Here is a 17056-nt window from a genome sequence, read left to right on the forward strand (position 1 = left end):
CACCGTGCAGATCTATAGTTTCTTCAACAGCTCCACGTCGTACCGCGTGCGCATCGCCCTGGCGCTCAAGGGCCTGCCGTACGACTACCAGCCGGTCAATATCCGCGTGGGCGAGCATCGCGTCCCGGGCTATGTGGCGGCCATCAACCCCTCGGCGGTGGTGCCGGCGCTGGTGGACGGCGACTTCCACCTGGGCCAGTCGATGGCGATCATCGACTACCTCGACGCCCGCCATCCCGAGCCGCGGCTGATCCCGCAAGCGGCGGAGCTGCGCGCGCGGGTGCTGGAGCTGGCCAATGTGATTGCCTGCGATATCCATCCGGTCAACAACCTGCGCATCCTGCGCTACCTGCAGGACACGCTGGGCGTGACGCCGGAGCAAAAGGACGCCTGGTACCAGCATTGGGTGGACGAAGGGCTGGGCGCGGTGGAGCGGCTGCTCGCGCAGCACGGGCACGGCCCGTGGTGTTTCGGCGACCAGCCCACGCTGGCCGACTGCTGCCTGGTGCCGCAGATCGCCAATGCGCAGCGCATGGGCTGCCGTACCGAACACTTCGAGCGCGCCATGGCGGTCTACCGCCACGCCTGCGAGCACCCCGCCTTCCAGCAGGCAGAACCGCAGCGGCAGCCGGACTACACGGCGCGCTAACCAACGCGTTAACCAACGCGACAGGGCACCCCGGGGCCGGATGGCCACCGGGTGCGCACCCAAGGAGACGAACATGAACAATACGCGCAGCACGGACCGCAAGGTGATCGTGGTCGGCGGCGGCATCGGCGGCCTGGCCGCCGCGCTGGCGCTCGCCCGCCAGGGCATCCGCGTTGAATTGCTGGAGCAGGCGGCCCAGATCGGTGAAATCGGCGCCGGCATCCAGCTTGGTGCCAACGCCTTTGCCGCGCTGGACGCCCTGGGCGTGGGCGAAGCCGCGCGCAAGCGCTCCGTTTTCACCGACTACCTGGTGATGATGGATGCGATCGACGCCACCGAAGTCGCCAAGGTGGATGTCGGCGAGCGCTATCGCCAGCGCTTCGGCAACCCCTATGCGGTGATCCATCGCGCCGACATCCACCTGTCCATCCTGGAAGCCGTGCGGGATCACCCGCTGATTCAGTTCCGCACCGCCACCACGGTGTGCGCGCTGGAGCAGGACGAGCGCGGCGTGACCGTGATCGACCAGCATGGCGAACGCCACCAGGGCGACGCCGTGATCGGCTGCGACGGCGTGAAATCCGCCGTGCGCCAGGCCTTGCTCGGCGACGAACCGCGCGTGACCGGCCACGTGGTGTACCGCGCCGTGGTGGATGTGGCCGACATGCCGGCCGACCTGCAGATCAATGCGCCGGTAGTGTGGGCCGGCCCCAACTGCCATCTGGTGCACTACCCGCTGCGCGGCGGCGAGCAGTACAACCTGGTGGTGACCTTCCATAGCCGCGAGAAAGAAGTCTGGGGCGTGCGCGATGGCAGCAAGGAAGAAGTGCTGTCGTACTTCGAGGGCATCCACGCCCGCCCGCACCAGATGCTGGACCGGCCCACCTCCTGGCGGCGCTGGGCCACCGCGGACCGCGACCCGGTGGAGCAATGGAGCTTTGGCCGCGCCACCATCCTGGGCGATGCCGCCCACCCCATGACGCAGTACCTCGCGCAGGGCGCCTGCCAGGCGCTGGAAGACGCCGTGACACTGGGCGCGGCCGTGGCCGAGACCGACGGCGACTTCGTGGCGGCCTTTGCCCTGTACGAGAAGGCGCGCATCCCGCGCACCGCGCGCGTGCTGTACTCCGCCCGCGAGATGGGCCGGCTGTATCACGCCAAGGGCGTGGAGCGGCTGGTGCGCAATTCGCTGTGGGTCGGACGCACGCAGGAGCAGTTCTACGACGCGCTGCAATGGCTGCACGGCTGGCGCGCGGAAGACTGCCTGGGCGGGGCACGGTAGGGGGCGCGCCGGCCCGAGGTGGCCTGAAGTGACCCAAAGCGTCCAAAAGATGCAAAGAGCAGCCAAAGAGCCGCCAAAAAAATGGCGAGCCGATCGCAAGTCGGCCGCTTCGAAACACAATGCAGGAGACCGCTGTGCCCACGCAACCATCCATCGGCATCACCGAGTTCATCGATCGCCAGCCGCTATCGGCCTTCCAGGTCACGATCGTCGCGCTTTGCTTCTTGATCGTCGCCATCGACGGGTTTGATACCGCCGCGATCGGCTTTATCGCACCCGCGATCCGCGCCGAATGGCAGCTCACGCCGGCGCACCTGGCGCCGTTGTTTGGCGCCGGGCTCACCGGCCTGATGACTGGCGCATTCCTGTTCGGCCCGCTAGCCGACCGCTTTGGCCGCAAGAACGTGCTGCTCTTCTGCGTGCTGTTCTTTGGCATCGCCAGCCTCGCCTCCGCTTTCTCCGGCTCGCTGTGGGGGCTGGTGGCGCTGCGTTTCCTGACCGGTCTGGGGCTGGGCGGCGCCATGCCCAATACCATCACGCTGACCTCCGAGTATTGCCCGGCCAAGCGCCGCTCCTTCCTGGTCACGACCATGTTCTGCGGTTTCACGATTGGCTCGGCGCTCGGCGGCCTGGCCTCGGCGAACCTGATCGAAGAGCACGGCTGGCGCGCCGTGCTGCTGCTGGGCGGTGTGCTGCCGTTGCTGCTGCTGCCGCTCCTGGTCTGGAAGCTGCCTGAGTCGGTCCGCTACCTGGTGCTGAGCGGCAAGCACCCGGAAAAGGTGGCGGCCATCCTGGAGCGGATCGCGCCGCGCGAGCGTGTCGCACCGGGCAGCATCGTGGTAGCGGACAAGCGCGCGCCCGGCTCGCCGGTTGCGCACCTGTTCAAGCCCGAACTGGTGCGCGGGACCTTGCTGCTGTGGCTGACCTTCTTCATGAGCCTGCTGGTGATCTACCTGCTGTCGAGCTGGCTGCCCACGTTGCTGCGGGCGACCGGGATCTCGCTCAAGACGGCGGCCCTTGTCACCATGATGTTCCAGGTGGGCGGCACCCTTGGCGCCATCGTGCTGGGCTGGCTGATGGACCGGGCCAACCCGCACTATGTGCTGGCCGCAAGCTACGCGCTGGCAGGTGTGTTCATCACTGCCATCGGCAGCCTGACCACGGCGCCATGGCTGGCCGGTGTGGCGGTATTCGCCGCTGGCTTCTGCATCTCTGGCTCGCAAGTGGGCGCCAATGCCTTGTCGGCGGCTTACTATCCCACCGATTGCCGCGCCACCGGCGTGAGCTGGGCCAATGGCGTCGGGCGGATGGGCTCGGTGGTTGGCTCGGTCGGGGGCGGCACGATGTTGTCGATGGGCCTGACCATGCCGGCGCTGTTCCTGATGGTGGGGATACCGGCGGTGATGGCTGGCGCCACCATGCTCCGGTTCGGACGCCATCGCGCGGGCCAGGCACGGCGCATGGTGGTGGCGGCTTGAGGCCTGCTTGAGGGCTTCCGGCGGCCTGGCGCGTGTTTCATCCTTGAATATTCAAATGATAATCGTTATCATTTGATGTCTCGGGTTAGTGACACGATCTGAGTCAGCAAATGGGTTACCGGACACGCCTTGTGTCCGGTTTTTTTGTGCCACCGCCTTGCCGTTCCTGCGTCTTGACGTGCCCGCGGTGCGCCGCTTGCGGTAGCATCTGCCCAGCGCCGGCGGCGTTGTCCTTGCCGCGCGCGCCTTTTTCCTTTTCCTTCGATTCAGCGCCACCGATGCGGCTTGCCCGCATGGGGGAAGCCAATGACGGCAGTCGGCAGGCCACCGCAAGACGCTACCTCGCCGGCACACGCCGGGAGGCTCGGTGCCGCTGCCGCCAGTGGCCGGCGCTGGGCGTGGCTGCCAGAGCAGGGCGGCTGGAGGTACTATGCGCTGCTCGGCGCCATCGGGGTCCTTGTCCTCGGCCCGCTGGGCGGGATTGCCGCGGCGTACATGAACTTCTCGCTCGGCTTCTTCGTAGGCGGGCAGGTGCTGGCGGGCATTCTCGGCTCCACGGTGACCTACGGCTATGGCGCGGACGGCCGCCATGGCGCGAACTATATCCAGACCATTGCCGCATCGGTCGCCGGCATGAGCGGCATGGCCGTGGTGATCCAGGCGATGACCTGGATGGGCCTGCCCGAGCCGCCGATCTGGCAGTTGATGCTGTACATGCTTTGCGTGGGCATGTTCGGCGTGGGCGTGGGCATGTTGTACACGCCAATCCTGGTCGACCGGCTGCAACTCACCTTTCCCTCCGGGCTGGCGGTGGCCAATATCCTGCGCGCCCTGACGGATCCGGTGCTGCTCAGGCAGTCGGTGTCGCGGCTGGCTGGCGGCACGGTGCTGGGCATCGTCGGCGGCATTGGTGCGGCCCGCGTGGAGCGGCTTGCCGCCATCGATTTGTCCGCGTCCACCTTTGGCGCGGGCATGATCGTCGGGGCTCGTATCGGCGTGGCGGCGCTGGTCGCCGGGCTGGCGGGCCAGGCGCTGATTCCCTTCTTTGTCTCGATCGGCTGGCTGGCGCCGGGCGACCCCTTTCGCAAGATCACCTTCCTGATTGCGCTTGGCATGATCATGGGCGCCGCATTGCTCGATATCTCGCTGATCCTGCGCAAGGTGTATCGGCATGGCCGGCAGTTGCCCGCCCGGAGACGACGCGAGCCCTCTGCGGGGGCAGGTGGCGCCAGCCTGTGGCGGATGGTGGTGTGGGTGCTGTTCTGGGGACTCGCGGTGGTGGCGGTGGGCGTGGGCCTGCTGCATCAGCCTGCGGGCTACATGGTGCTGGCGGTGCTGCTGGTGTTCGTGTTCGCCATGGTCAACGGCATCTCGGTGGGCATGGTCGACCAGAACCCGATTTCTTCCGCCTTCGTGCTGTCCGTGATCCTGATGGCCGCGCTGGGTTTGCGTGACCCGAATGTGGGGCTGATCGCGGCAACGGTGCTGCTGGTCTCGACCAGCCAGGCGTGCGACATGCAGCAAGACCGCTCCACAGGCTGGCGGCTCGGCACCAACCGCACCGTCCAGTTTCGCTTCCAGGTGGCGGGCATCGTTGCCGGCGCGGTGCTGGCCGTGTTGTTCGCCAGGCTGTTCATGCGGGCTTATCCGGCGCTGGCGCTCGACCAGACCGTGCTCTCGGCCGCCGAGCAGCCTCAGCACTGGGCTTCGGCCATGACTTACAAGATCGTCGGCGCGTTGCGCGGCCTGACCAACGACTTGCCGCACCAGCGCACGGCGGTTGTGCTGGGCATGGCTCTTGGTCTGGCCACGGCGGCGCTGCGCCTCCTGGTCAAGTCGTGGCCGCGCTACCAGTGCTTTGCCCGGGCGGGAAGAGGTGGCAGCGTTGCCGATTTCCTGCTGGATGCGGTGGTGCTGCCGTCGCCCTATGCCTCGTCCTTTGGCGGATTCGTCAACCTGCCCACCTCGGCGTGGTTTGCGCTGGGCGGCGTCGTGGCCGGCGTGCTCAACCGCTTGCGCAATCCCGAGGGCGCGCCGGATGCCTTGCCCGAGGACATGAGCACGACATCGCTGGTGGGGGGCGGGCTGATCGCAGGGGATGCGCTGGCGGCGGTCGGGCTTGGCATCGCGGGGCTGCTGTTTACGGCTTTGGGCTAGCGCATGTGAGAAATCGATGACCAGCGTGCCGTTGCTGCCATTTGGCGCGAAGCCCAGCCCCGTGTTCAATTCTTTTGAGACAGATCTGAATTCTTTATCCGGGATGGAGCGGCCACGCCGGAGGGGAGTGGTTGTGGCGCAAAATAGGCCAGCGGCAGCTGGGGGAGACCTGGCAGCGTGGGCACGCCCGGCTCAGTCGCCACCGCCCTCATCGCGAAATCGGATGTGCCGGTGTTGTCGTCAACCTGCCTGAGGCAGAGGCGCCATTCCACGAGGCCCAAGCCCGCCCATGAACGCCACGGAGCTTCCCAGGACGCCGACACATTGAACGCCCTCGACACCCCCCTCAACCTCATTGATGCGCCCGTCGCCGGCAGCACTCGGCGCGTCTGCGGAGCCCGCCGATGGTGATGGCCTGGTTGATCGCGCTTCCCTTGCTGGCAGCGTTGCCGTTGCTGCCGGTGCGGCGTCACGTACGCTTTCTGGTCACGCCCATCGTGGTGGGCACGCCGTTGCTTGGCCTTGGCTTGCTGCTCAGCGTGCGCAGCGCGGTGTTCGAGGGCCGCACCATTGCCTGGCGCCAGCCCTGGCTCGAGGACATCGGGCTAAGCCTGAGCCTGCGGCTGGACGGCCTGGCCTACGTGTTTGTGCTGCTGGTGCTGGGCATCGGGTTGCTGGTCATCCTTTATGCGCGCTACTACCTGCCGCGCAGCGAATCCACCGTACGTTTTTTCTCCCTGCTGCTGCTGTTCATGGCGGCGATGCTGGGCGTGGTGCTGTCCGGCAACCTGCTGCTGCTGGCGGTGTTCTGGGAGATGACCAGCATCGTGTCGTTCCTGCTGATCGGCTTCTGGTCCTATCGCTCCGATGCGCGCAAGGGCGCGCGCATGGCGCTGACGGTGACCGGCGGGGGCGGGCTGGCGTTGCTGGCCGGCGTGCTGTTGCTCGGGCATATCTGCGGCAGCATGGAGCTCTCCGTGGTGCTGGCCCAGGCCGGCACCGTGCAGCGCCACCCGCTGTATCCGATGATGCTGAGCTTGATCTTGCTGGCGGCGTTCACCAAGTCCGCGCAGTTTCCCTTCAGTTTCTGGCTGCCGCACGCGATGGCGGCGCCCACGCCGGTGTCCGCCTACCTGCATTCCGCCACGATGGTCAAGGCCGGTGTCTTCCTGCTGGCGCGGCTGTATCCGGTGCTGGACGGCACCAACTGGTGGTTCTACATGGTCAGCCTCACCGGCCTTGCCACGCTGGTGTTTGGCGCGGGCATGGCCTTGCTGCAACGGGACCTCAAAGGCCTGCTGGCGTATTCCACCATCAGCCATCTTGGCCTGATCACGCTGCTGTTCGGCCTGGACACGCAGCTGAGCACGGTGGCCGCGCTGTTCCACATCATCAACCATGCGGTGTTCAAGGCGTCGCTGTTCATGGCGGCGGGCATCATCGACCATGAGACCGGCACGCGCGACCTGCAACGGCTGCGGGGCCTGCGCCGCTATATGCCGCACACCGCGTTGCTGGCCATCGTGGCGTCGCTCTCGATGGCGGGCGTGCCCCTGTTCAACGGCTTCCTGAGCAAGGAGATGTTCTTCGGCGAGACGCTCGCACAGGGCCTGCTGGGGGATTTCAACTGGATCATCCCGGCGGCGGCGACCTTTGCCGGGGCGCTGACGGTCGCGTACTCGCTGCGCTTTATCTACGGCGTGTTCTTTGGCGGCGAGCCGGACGACCTGCCGAACTATCCGCCGCACGAGCCGCCGCGCTCCATGAAGATCCCGGTGGAGGTGCTGGTTGCCATCTGCCTCGTGGTCGGGCTGTTCCCGGCGTATACGGTGGGGCCCTTGCTGGCAACTGCCGCCCTGGCCACGCTGGGCGGGCCGCTGCCGCAATACAGCCTCAGCCTGTGGCATGGCGTCAATCTGCCCCTGGTGATGAGCCTGGTCTCGATGGGCTGCGGCGGCGTGCTGTTCTTCTTGCGGCGCAACGCTTTTCATCGGACGCAAGCGCGTTTTGCCCATCTGAATGCGCGTGATGCGTTCGAGGCTGGCATCGACAGCCTGGCGCGGATGGCCGGGCGCATCACCGGCGCATTCGAGACCGGCTCGCTGCAAGGCTACCTGGCGTGGATGCTGGCCGCCATGCTGCTGATTCCCGCCGTCTTCCTGTCCGACCTGGACACGCTGGCTGGCCCGGTGCCGGCGATCCCGCTCGACGTCATGACGGTGTCTGGAATGGGTTTGCTGGGGCTGTCGGCGATCGGCGTTGTGATTGCCCACCGGCAACGGCTGAACGCGCTTGTGCTGCTGAGCGCGTGCGGTTTGCTGGTGGCGCTGCTGTTTACGCGCTTCTCGGCGCCGGACCTGGCGCTGACGCAGGTCTCGGTCGAGGTCGTCACGATCCTGCTGCTGGTGCTGGCCTTGTATTTCCTGCCCGTCGACCGGCCGGATTCGTCCTCGGTGGGCCGGCATGTGCGCGACGGCTGCCTGGCGCTGGGCGGCGGCACGTTACTGGCCATCCTGGCCTACGCGGTGATGACCCGGCCTTACGACTCGATCTCCTCGTTCTTCCTGGCCAACAGCGTGGAAGGCGGCGGTGGCCATAATGTGGTCAACGTGATCCTGGTGGACTTCCGCGGTTTCGATACGATGGGCGAGATCTGCGTGCTGCTGGTCGCCGGCCTGGCGGTGCAGGCGCTGCTCAAGGGCATGCGCCTGACAGCGCCGCCAGCGGGGCCCAACGGGCTGCCATGGTCAAGCCAGAGCCATCCCTTGCTGCTCGCCATCCTGGCCCGGCTGATGTTGCCGCTGACCATGCTGGTCGCGGTCTTCGTGCTGCTGCGCGGGCACAACCTGCCGGGCGGCGGCTTTATCGCCGCGCTGATCACGGCGGTGGCCTTGTTGCTGCAGTACGTGGCCAGCGGCGTGCTGTGGACGCAGGCGCGCATCGCGCTGAACTATCGCGCGCTGGCCGGTGGCGGCATCCTGGTGGCGGGGCTGACCGGCTTGGGGAGCTGGGCGTTTGGTTTCCCGTTCCTGACCACGGCCTTTGGTCATTTCCACATACCGTTGCTGGGAGAAGTCGAACTGGCGACAGCCATGATGTTTGACCTTGGCGTTTATTTCACGGTGGTGGGCACGACCTTGCTGATCGTGTCCCACCTCGGCGTGCGCGACAAGCGCGTCAACGTCATCGCCAATGTCAATGGCAATGTCAACGCGAAGGAGGGGGACTGATGGAAGCCGTCTACGCCGGCACGGTCGGCATCCTGATGGCCTGCGGCATCTACCTGCTGCTGCGGGCGCGCACGTTTGCCGTGGTGGTGGGGCTGGCGCTGATCTCGTACGCCGTGAGCCTGTTCCTGCTGGGGATGGGGCGGCTCGCCACCGGGCGCCCGCCGATCATTGCCACGGGCGCGCAGTATGCCGATCCGCTGCCGCAGGGCCTCGTGCTGACGGCCATCGTCATCGGCTTTGCCATGACGGCATTCGCGGTGGTTCTGGCCTTGCGCTCGCTCGGCATCACGGGCAGCGATCATGTGGACGGCAGGGAGGCGGGCCCGGCGCAGGGTGAGCCGCCGGCGGCTGGCACCTCCGGCCCCCCCGGTACCGACAGGGCGGGCGGCCAATGACCCACAGCCTCCAACTGTCGATCCTCCTGCCCATCCTGCTGCCGATGTTTGCCGGCGGCCTGCTGGTGGCCGCGCCGGCGCGCTGGGCACGGGTCCAGCGCGTGCTGAGCACCGCGGTCACGCTGCTGTTGCTGCCGGTCGCGGCGTGCATGGTCAGCGTGGCGGCCACCGGCGCCATCATGGTCGATCACATCGGGAACTGGCCAGCGCCGTTTGGCATCGTGCTCCAGCTCGACCGGCTGGGTGCCCTGATGCTGTTGCTGACCGCGGTGCTGGGCGCGGCCGCCGTGGTTGCGGCGGGCCGGGGCGATGCGCGCCTCGGACGGCATTTCCATGCGTTGTTCCAGTTCCAGCTGATGGGGCTGAACGGCGCCTTCCTGGCCGGCGACCTGTTCAATCTCTTCGTCTTCTTCGAGATCCTGCTGATCGCCTCCTATGCCTTGCTGCTGCACGGTGGCGGGCGGGCACGCATCGGCGCCGGCCTGCACTACGTGGTGCTGAACCTGGCCGGATCCGCTTTCTTCCTGATCGCGATCGGCGTGCTGTACGGGCTGAGCGGCACGCTCAACCTGGCGCATATGGGCGTGCGGCTGGCCGGGTTGGCGCCGGCCGATGTGCCGCTGGCCACGGCGGCGGGTGTCATGCTGATGCTGGTTTTCGCGCTCAAGGCCGCGCTGTTTCCCATGGTTTTCTGGCTGCCCAAGGCCTACGCCAGCGCCACGGGCTCGGCCGCGGCGCTGTTTGCCATCATGACCAAGGTGGGCATCTATGCCATCCTGCGCTGCGCCGCGCTGGTTTTCGATGCCCCGGATGGCATGCTGGGGGTGTTCCTGCATGACTGGGTGTGGTGGCTGGCCCTTGCCACCATGGCGTTCGGCGCCCTGGGCGCGCTGGCCGCCCCGAACCTCAAATCGCTGACCTGCTACCTTGTGCTGGCATCGGTAGGGCTGCTGGCGGCCAGCGTGTCGATGCAGACAGCGCAGAGCTGGGCGGGCGCGCTGTATTACCTGCTCAGCACCACGCTGTGCACGGCGGCACTGTTCCTGCTGGCGGACGCGCTGGAGCCGGCGCTGCCTGCCGCCCCGGCGCGTGAGCCGGTGGCGGTGGTCCGTGGCTCGCGGCTGGCCGGCTTGCTGTTCCTGGTCGCGGCGGTGGCGGCAATCGGCTTGCCGCCGCTATCCGGCTTCATCGGCAAGGTCATGGTCATGCGCAGCGCCTCGCTGCCGGCGGCGGCCGTGTTGTGGCCTTGCATCCTGCTGTCCAGCCTGGCGTTGCTGATCGCGGTCAGCCGCACGGGCACGCGCCTGTTGTGGCGCTTGCCTCAGGATCACGATCCGGAGCGCCATGGCGCCTGCCAGCGCATTGCGCCCGACGGCTGGAAGCTGGGCTGCTGCGCGTTCCTGCTGGCCTGCAGCTTGGCGCTGGTCGTGTGCGCACGTCCGCTGAGCCAGTATCTTGCCGACACGTCCGCCCAGTTGTTCGACCGTGGCGCGTACCTGCGCGCGGTGCTGCCGCCCGGGGGAGGCTGACACCATGTGGAAACGCTTGTTCCCGCATCCTTGGCTCAGCCTGGCGCTGCTGGTTATCTGGCTGCTGCTGACCAATAGCGCATCGCCAGGCAACCTGGCGCTGGGTGCCTTCCTCGGCTGGGCATTTTCGCTGCGGATCGGAGCACGGCTCTGGCTGCGGCCGGTGCGGGTGTCTCGTCCCGACCTGATGCTGCGCTTGTTCGTGCATGTGCTCATCGACATCGTGGTGGCCAATGTGGAAGTGGCCATCCTGGTGCTGGGGCCGGTGTCCCGGCTGCGCCCGGCCTTTATCCAGGTGCCGATCGATGTCGAGCACGAGCTGGCGCTGTCCGCGCTGATCAGCATCGTGTCGCTCAGCCCTGGCACCTTGTGCGCCGAACTCAGCGACGACCGCCGCCGCCTGCTGGTGCATGTGCTGGATCTCGACGATGAGGCCGGCCTGATCGCGCTGGTCAAGAGGCGCTACGAGACACCGCTAAGGGAGATATTCGAATGCTTGCCGTCGTGATGCCGATTTCGCTGGCGATCCTCGGAGTTGCCTGCCTGCTGACCTTTATCCGCCTGGTGCGCGGCCCGGGCCTGCCCGACCGCATCGTGGCGCTCGATACGCTCAATATCAATGCCATCGCGCTGATCATGGTGTTCGGCATCTGGCTGCGCTCGGCGCTGTTCTTCGAGATTGCGCTGCTGATCGCGGTGATGGGCTTCGTTGGCACCGTCGCGCTGACCAAGTACCTGCAGCGCGGCGACATCATCGAACTCAAGTAACGTGCACCGGGAGACCCAATGGACTCGATTAGCCCCTTCGCGGAAATCGCCACCTGCGCGCTGCTGCTGATCGGCAGCGTCTTCACCCTGGTCGGCGCCATCGGCCTCGTCCGGCTGCCTGACTTCTTCATGCGCCTGCACGGCCCGACCAAGTCGACCACGCTTGGCGTTGGCGGCGTGGTGCTGGCGTCGGTGGTGTTCTTCAGCAACCAAGGCGACGGCCTGAGCCTGAATGCGTTGCTGGTGACTGCCTTCCTGTTTCTTACCGCGCCGATCAGCGCCCATATGCTGGCCAAGGCGGCCATGCAGCAGCGCCTGCCGGTGGACCCGCGCACGCGCGGGCGATTGTGGGATGCGCAGGACCGGGAGCGCAGCGAAGGGCCGGCGCAGGGCGCGCAGCCCGCTTTGCCCCGGGACGCTCGGGGCAACTGAGCCTGCAGCCTTCGGTCGTTATCCCTGTTCCCACGAACTGCACCACCCGGCGGCAGCGACCTGCTTGTCGCCAAACAGCACGCAGCCGCCCGTTGCCGGGTTGGCGCCCTCCTGGAACAGCTGGCAGTTGGCGCAGGTCTGGCTGGCGGCATGCCCGGGATATTTCGCCTGGTCCACCTTGCGGGTATCCGCCTTGTAGCCCAGCTTGACCGCCTTCGGGTCGGCCTCGTCGAGCGTGGGCGCGGCGGCGTAAGCGCCACGCCAGGCCGGGACGGCGGCAAGGCTTGCGACAACCGCCACCGGCATTGTTTTCATGAATTGACGGCGGGAGGACATGGGGCTTCCTTCTTTCTGTGGGCCGGCGGATATTGTGCGGGGTGTTTCGGCATCCGGCGGGGCGATTGTGGCACAGGCGATGCTGGCTGGTTGCGGGTTGATGCGGCGCCAACCCATCCGAGCGCATCGCCGTGCCATATCTGTGGCAAACTCGGCGCTAACTTTTTTTGTGCCTGCGCCGCTGGCGCGCATTCAATCCCAAGCCCTTAAGCTCTCATCAAGCCCAATCAAGCCCATGACCGCGTCCACCAATACCGACACTCTCCGCCAAGTCCTGCAGGAGCCGCTGCCTTTGCAGCTCGCGCCCTTGATGGGCACAGCCTTTGCCGAGGCGGGCGAGGCAGAGCGGTTTGCCATCTATACGGAGCCGCCGGAAGCGCCGGGGCGCGATGAGGTGCTCGCTGCGCTGCGCAGCCAGCTCGAGGCGCACGCCGGCGACGAGTCGACAGTTGGCGAAGTCCTCGACAGCGAGGACTGGGAGCCGGGCCAGGCATTCGAGATGGACATGGACACCGATGAGGTTTGCGGCCAGGTCCTGTTCTACCGCCTGATCCTCGCGCGGGACCTGGACCCGGTCGGGTACTGCGCGTTCGAGATCAATGCCGACGAAACCGGCGTGATCTTCGTCACGCTGGTCGAGTCGTGGATTCGCCCGCAGTACCAGCCGCTTGGCCTGCAGCGCGGCTTTGTGCAACTGCTGGCCAATGCCGTCTACGCCTTGCTGGGCGACCTGGATGCGCGGCTGCAGGTGGCGGGCGAGCGCAGCGCGTCGTTCGAGGTGTTGCTGGGGCTGGACCAGGCGTCCACTACGGGGGCGGCGCTGTTGCAGTCGGTCGCCGAGACGCTGAACGCGTGGACGGTCGCAGCGGATGCTGCCGGGCGCGAGCCGCTGGGCATTACCAGCGTCCGTGTTTCGGTGCTTCCCGCCAGTTCGGCGGGTTGATCGGCGTCGGTCAGCATGCCGGCTGCTGGCCTCCAGCTTGCCCAGCAGGCAGCGGCGACCGGTCCACCACGTGCTGGGCTACCAGGTGGCCTCCTATTGGTGGCTTTCGCTCAGGTGCGGGTGATCGATGCGCCACCATCCACCAGGGACGCGGTTCCGGTCACGAAGGCGGAATCGTCGGATGCCAGGTACAGCACCGATCTGGCCAGTTCGTCCGCGCTGGCCACGCGCTTCAGGGCGTGGAGGTTGGTGATAAAGGACTGGGACTCCGCCGTGCTGTTCATGCTGCGGTACATGTCGGTGTCCACCGCGCCGGGCAATATCGCATTGACACGCACCCCTTGCGGCCCGAACTCGGCGGCCAGCGCCTGGGTCAGGCCGATCAGGCCCGATTTGCTTGCCGCGTAGGCTGCCACACCGGGGAATGCAAAGCTGTAGCCGACGAACGTCGAGGTGAAGATGACCGAGCCGCCGCCGTTCTTGAGCATTTGCGCGATCTGATGCTTGGCGCCGAGGAAGGAGCCCGTCAGGTTGATCGCGATGGCGTCATTCCAGCCGGCTTCGGAAACACTGGTGCTGGGGCCGGATTCGCCCAGCGTGCCCGCGTTGTTGAACGCGACATCCAGCCTGCCGTAGCGCTCGACCGCCAGCGCGACCAGCGCCTTGGCATAGTCCTCCGCTCGCACATCGCCAGCCAACGCAATGGCGTCGCCACCGGCCGCGCGGATCTGCGTGGCCAGTTCGTCCAGTTCGGCCTGGCGCCGCGCGCCGATGACAACCTTGGCGCCCTGGGCGGCAAACAGCTTTGCCGTAGCGAATCCGATGCCGCCGCTGGCACCGGTGACGATCGCGACCTTTCCGGCCAAGCGTTCCATGGCGGTTCTCCCTGCTCCCGTTAGGCGCATGCGGACGGCTCCGCCTGATGGCGCCTGGTTAAGCGAGTATGGTTGCTAAAAGCGATTTCCAACAGGGCCGGATCACAAAATTCACGCAAGCGCATGACGCGCTGTTTCTTGTTTCGTTCGGCGCGGGGATTCTGGTTGGCATCATCTATGCGCTGTTGCAGGTCCGCTCGCCGGCCCCGCCCGCCATTGCCTTGATCGGGCTGCTGGGGATGCTGATCGGGGAGCAGGTGGTGCCTACCGCGAAGCGCTTGATGGCCGGCGAGCCGATCACCGTTGCGTGGTTCCGCTCCGAGTGCGTGCCCAAGATCAGTGGTGCGCCGCCTGCGCCGGCACAGGGCGCGGCGGCAACGGTGGCAAGCACGGGGGACAAGAACGGCACGTAGGTACCGGCCCACGCGGGGGGCATGGCGCCAGGACCTCGACTTATGCCCCGGCTTGCCCATCTTCAGCGCTATATCGAGCGAGGCTCATGCCCGAAGCTGCTGCGGGTACGGATTTGTCCGTCCAGTCCGTGGATCAACAACTCGACGTGCTCGCGCTGGGCGTCGCGCGTGCCCGCCTCCACGGCGTCTTCCTGCGACGCGTGATGGGAGTTGGCATAGCGCGCGCCCTCCTGGATCACGTCCCATCCGGAACCATGCGGCAAAACGTGGATGTTATGGGCTGTCATGACGATCTCCTGTGGCTTCTAGCTGATAGCGGCTGACTCCATTCTGGTCCAGTGCCAGCACATCGCTATCGGAGACCGTCTGACTTTAATCGTTGTGGGCGGGCGGGTCGCCGACCGGATCCGGATGGATTTGCATGATGGCGTCGCGCTTTTCCAGCAGGTGGCGCTTGAGGATGGCGCCCAGCAGCTTGCCGTCACGGGCCTCCAGTGCCTTGATCATGTCTTCGTGATCATGCACGGCGCGGTCCCACTTGTCCGTCTGGTGGTTGGAGCGAAAGCGCAGCGCCTTCAGGCGGCGGTTGATGCCCTGGTAGGTCTGGCGCAGCGCGGTGTTGCGCGCCGCCTCGTTGATGCGGTCGTGGATTTCCTGGTTGCGGCTGTAGTAGCCCGGCAGGTCGTTCTGCACGCGGCAGGCCAGCATCGAATAATGCAGCGCCTTGATCTCGGCCAGCTCGGCCGGCGTGATGCGCTCGCAAGCCAGCTCGCCCGAGAAGGCTTCCAGACCGCTCATCAGCTCAAACGTCTCCCAGACTTCGGCCTCCGTCATGCGCGAGACGCTGGCGCCCCGGTTGGGCGAGATCTCGATCAGCCCCTCCGCCGCCAGCACCTTGAACGCCTCGCGCAGCGGCGTGCGGGAGATGCCCAGCGTTTCACATAGCTCACGTTCGTTGAGCTTCATGCCCGGGGACAGCACGCCTTCCACGATGAACTTGCGCAGGTGGTCGACCACCGTGTCGTGCAGCCGCTGGCGCTCGACCTTGGGGAGGACCGCGGCAGGGTGTGTGAGGTCGCTGCCAGATGGATTCTGCATTCAAAGTCCTTATCTTTGCGTTTTTCGCATTCTACTGCATCTCCTGGCAGTCGCCCAAATTCGGGGTAAACACCCGCTATTCAGGCCAAAACAGCGCTTGGAGGTGGTGCGTTTCGTCTGCTAAAGTATTTTGAATGCAAAATGCATAATTCACAAAGGAGAGGCAACCCATGATCAAACTCGACTTCCACCCCGCCGGCCGCCACTTCCTGCAGATCCCCGGCCCGAGCCCCGTGCCCGACCGGATCCTGCGAGCCATGAGCTACCCGACCATCGATCATCGCGGCCCGGAGTTCGGCGCGCTGGGCCGCAAGGTGCTGGTGGATATCAAGAAGATCTTCAAGACCGAGCAGCCGGTCATCATCTATCCGGCCTCTGGCACCGGCGCCTGGGAGGCCGCGCTGACCAACACGCTGAGCCCGGGCGACACGGTGCTGATGTTCGAGACGGGTCACTTCGCCACGCTGTGGAAAAAGATGGCGGAAGCGCTCGGCTTGAAGCCGGAATTCCTCGGGCTGCCCGGCATCGAGGGCTGGCGCCGTGGCGTGCAAGCCGACATGATCGAAGCCCGCCTGCGCGCCGACAGCGCGCACGCCATCCGGGCGGTGTGCGTGGTGCACAACGAGACCTCGACCGGCGTGACCTCCGACATCGCCGCGGTGCGCCGCGCTATCGACGCGGCCGGCCACCCGGCGCTGCTGCTGGTGGACACCATCTCCGGCCTCGCCTCGGCCGACTACCGCCATGACGAGTGGGGCGTGGACGTGACGGTATCGGGCTCGCAGAAGGGTCTGATGCTGCCGCCGGGGATCAGCTTCAATGCGTTGTCGCCCAAGGCCATCGCGGCCAGCAAGGGGGCAAAGCTGCCGCGCGCGTTCTGGGCCTGGGACGAGATCATCGGAGCCAACAAGAACGGCTACTGGCCGTACACGCCGAACACCAATCTGCTCTACGGCCTGTCCGAGGCGCTGGACATGATCCTGGAGGAGGGCCTGGACAACGTCTTCGCGCGGCACCAGCGGCTGGCCGAAGCCACCCGCCGCGCGGTGCGGGCCTGGGGCCTGGAGATCCAGTGCGCGGATGCCTCCGTGTACAGCCCCGTGCTGACGGGCGTGATGATGCCCGACGGCGTGGATGCCGACGACGTGCGCAAGCGCATCTATGAACGCTTCGACATGTCGCTGGGGCAGGCGCTGGGCAAGATACGCGGCAAGATGTTCCGCATCGGGCATCTCGGCGACTGCAACGACCTCACGCTGATGGCCACGCTGTCCGGCTGCGAGATGGGGCTGAAGCTCGCCGGCGTGCCGGTGGCGGACAGCGGCGTCGTCGCGGCGATGGAGTACCTGGCATCGCATGCGGATGGGCCGGTGCTGAAGGCCGCGGCATAAGCCAGCGCGGGAGGCCGGGCGGCCTTGCTGAACCGCGCAACGCAGTAACAATCGAGCAAGTGCAAGCAGGCATGGCTTGC

17 protein-coding genes are annotated in these 17056 nt (G+C 66.6%); 13 read left to right on the top strand and 4 right to left on the bottom strand.

Annotated features, from left to right (window positions below):
- Window positions 1–4 precede the first annotated feature (4 nt).
- From maiA to A9975_RS03470, 10 genes are all read left to right on the top strand, one after another.
- Window positions 5–649 (top strand): maleylacetoacetate isomerase, encoded by a 645-nt coding sequence (maiA, locus tag A9975_RS03425; protein WP_183031401.1) that lies wholly within the window; start codon window positions 5–7, stop codon window positions 647–649.
- 73 nt (window positions 650–722) lie between these two features.
- Window positions 723–1931 carry a 3-hydroxybenzoate 6-monooxygenase gene (locus A9975_RS03430; RefSeq protein WP_183031402.1) on the top strand — a complete coding sequence of 403 codons (1209 nt, stop codon included), beginning with the start codon at window positions 723–725 and terminating at the stop codon, window positions 1929–1931.
- Window positions 1932–2065: 134 nt separating this feature from the next.
- Window positions 2066–3409, top strand: a complete 1344-nt coding sequence (locus tag A9975_RS03435) for an MFS transporter (protein WP_370563803.1) — start codon at window positions 2066–2068, stop codon at window positions 3407–3409.
- A gap of 306 nt (window positions 3410–3715) precedes the next feature.
- Window positions 3716–5566: an OPT/YSL family transporter gene (locus A9975_RS03440; RefSeq protein WP_255503041.1), complete on the top strand. Its 1851-nt coding sequence runs from the start codon at window positions 3716–3718 to the stop codon at window positions 5564–5566.
- 404 nt (window positions 5567–5970) lie between these two features.
- On the top strand, window positions 5971–8796 hold the full coding sequence (locus tag A9975_RS03445; protein WP_183031404.1) for a monovalent cation/H+ antiporter subunit A: 2826 nt from the start codon (window positions 5971–5973) through the stop codon (window positions 8794–8796).
- Complete coding sequence (locus A9975_RS03450; RefSeq protein ID WP_220810615.1) at window positions 8796–9191, top strand: Na+/H+ antiporter subunit C; 396 nt, start codon at window positions 8796–8798, stop codon at window positions 9189–9191. Before A9975_RS03445 ends, A9975_RS03450 begins: the two co-directional genes overlap by 1 nt.
- Complete coding sequence (locus A9975_RS03455) at window positions 9188–10720, top strand: monovalent cation/H+ antiporter subunit D (protein ID WP_183031405.1); 1533 nt, start codon at window positions 9188–9190, stop codon at window positions 10718–10720. The genes A9975_RS03450 and A9975_RS03455 overlap by 4 nt, the downstream gene beginning before the upstream one ends.
- 4 nt (window positions 10721–10724) lie before the next feature.
- Window positions 10725–11228, top strand: coding sequence for a Na+/H+ antiporter subunit E (locus A9975_RS03460; RefSeq protein WP_183031406.1), 504 nt, complete (start codon window positions 10725–10727; stop codon window positions 11226–11228).
- On the top strand, window positions 11213–11488 hold the full coding sequence (locus tag A9975_RS03465) for a K+/H+ antiporter subunit F (protein WP_183031407.1): 276 nt from the start codon (window positions 11213–11215) through the stop codon (window positions 11486–11488). Before A9975_RS03460 ends, A9975_RS03465 begins: the two co-directional genes overlap by 16 nt.
- Window positions 11489–11506: 18 nt before the next feature.
- Window positions 11507–11920 carry a Na+/H+ antiporter subunit G gene (locus A9975_RS03470; RefSeq protein WP_183031408.1) on the top strand — a complete coding sequence of 138 codons (414 nt, stop codon included), beginning with the start codon at window positions 11507–11509 and terminating at the stop codon, window positions 11918–11920.
- Between the two features lie 18 nt (window positions 11921–11938).
- Here the strand turns inward: A9975_RS03470 and A9975_RS03475 are convergent, their stop codons facing one another.
- Window positions 11939–12256 carry a high-potential iron-sulfur protein gene (locus A9975_RS03475; RefSeq protein ID WP_183031409.1) on the bottom strand — a complete coding sequence of 106 codons (318 nt, stop codon included), beginning with the start codon at window positions 12254–12256 and terminating at the stop codon, window positions 11939–11941.
- A gap of 235 nt (window positions 12257–12491) precedes the next feature.
- Between A9975_RS03475 and A9975_RS03480 the strand changes: the two genes are divergently transcribed.
- The gene (locus tag A9975_RS03480; RefSeq protein WP_183031410.1) at window positions 12492–13199 is read left to right on the top strand and encodes a hypothetical protein; all 708 of its coding nucleotides are present in this window, start codon (window positions 12492–12494) and stop codon (window positions 13197–13199) included.
- 110 nt (window positions 13200–13309) lie between these two features.
- On the opposite strand, the gene A9975_RS03485 is transcribed toward A9975_RS03480, so the two are convergent.
- Entirely contained in the window at window positions 13310–14074 is a 765-nt protein-coding gene (locus tag A9975_RS03485) for an SDR family oxidoreductase (protein ID WP_183031411.1), read from the bottom strand.
- A 131-nt stretch (window positions 14075–14205) separates the two neighbouring features.
- On the opposite strand from A9975_RS03485, the gene A9975_RS03490 reads away from it, so the two are divergent.
- Entirely contained in the window at window positions 14206–14487 is a 282-nt protein-coding gene (locus A9975_RS03490) for a XapX domain-containing protein (protein ID WP_183031456.1), read from the top strand.
- A gap of 68 nt (window positions 14488–14555) precedes the next feature.
- Here A9975_RS03490 and A9975_RS03495 read toward each other — a convergent pair whose 3' ends face one another.
- Both A9975_RS03495 and A9975_RS03500 read right to left on the bottom strand, forming a co-directional pair.
- On the bottom strand, window positions 14556–14774 hold the full coding sequence (locus tag A9975_RS03495; RefSeq protein ID WP_183031412.1) for a DUF2188 domain-containing protein: 219 nt from the start codon (window positions 14772–14774) through the stop codon (window positions 14556–14558).
- Between the two features lie 85 nt (window positions 14775–14859).
- The gene (locus tag A9975_RS03500) at window positions 14860–15585 is read right to left on the bottom strand and encodes a GntR family transcriptional regulator (protein WP_183031413.1); all 726 of its coding nucleotides are present in this window, start codon (window positions 15583–15585) and stop codon (window positions 14860–14862) included.
- A 170-nt stretch (window positions 15586–15755) separates the two neighbouring features.
- Here A9975_RS03500 and A9975_RS03505 point away from each other — a divergent pair, with 170 nt between their 5' ends.
- The gene (locus A9975_RS03505; protein ID WP_183031414.1) at window positions 15756–16976 is read left to right on the top strand and encodes an alanine--glyoxylate aminotransferase family protein; all 1221 of its coding nucleotides are present in this window, start codon (window positions 15756–15758) and stop codon (window positions 16974–16976) included.
- The last annotated feature ends 80 nt before the right edge of the window (window positions 16977–17056 follow it).

The sequence above is a fragment of the Cupriavidus sp. UME77 genome (genome assembly GCF_014170355.1).
Classification (GTDB): Bacteria; Pseudomonadota; Gammaproteobacteria; order Burkholderiales; family Burkholderiaceae; genus Cupriavidus; species Cupriavidus basilensis.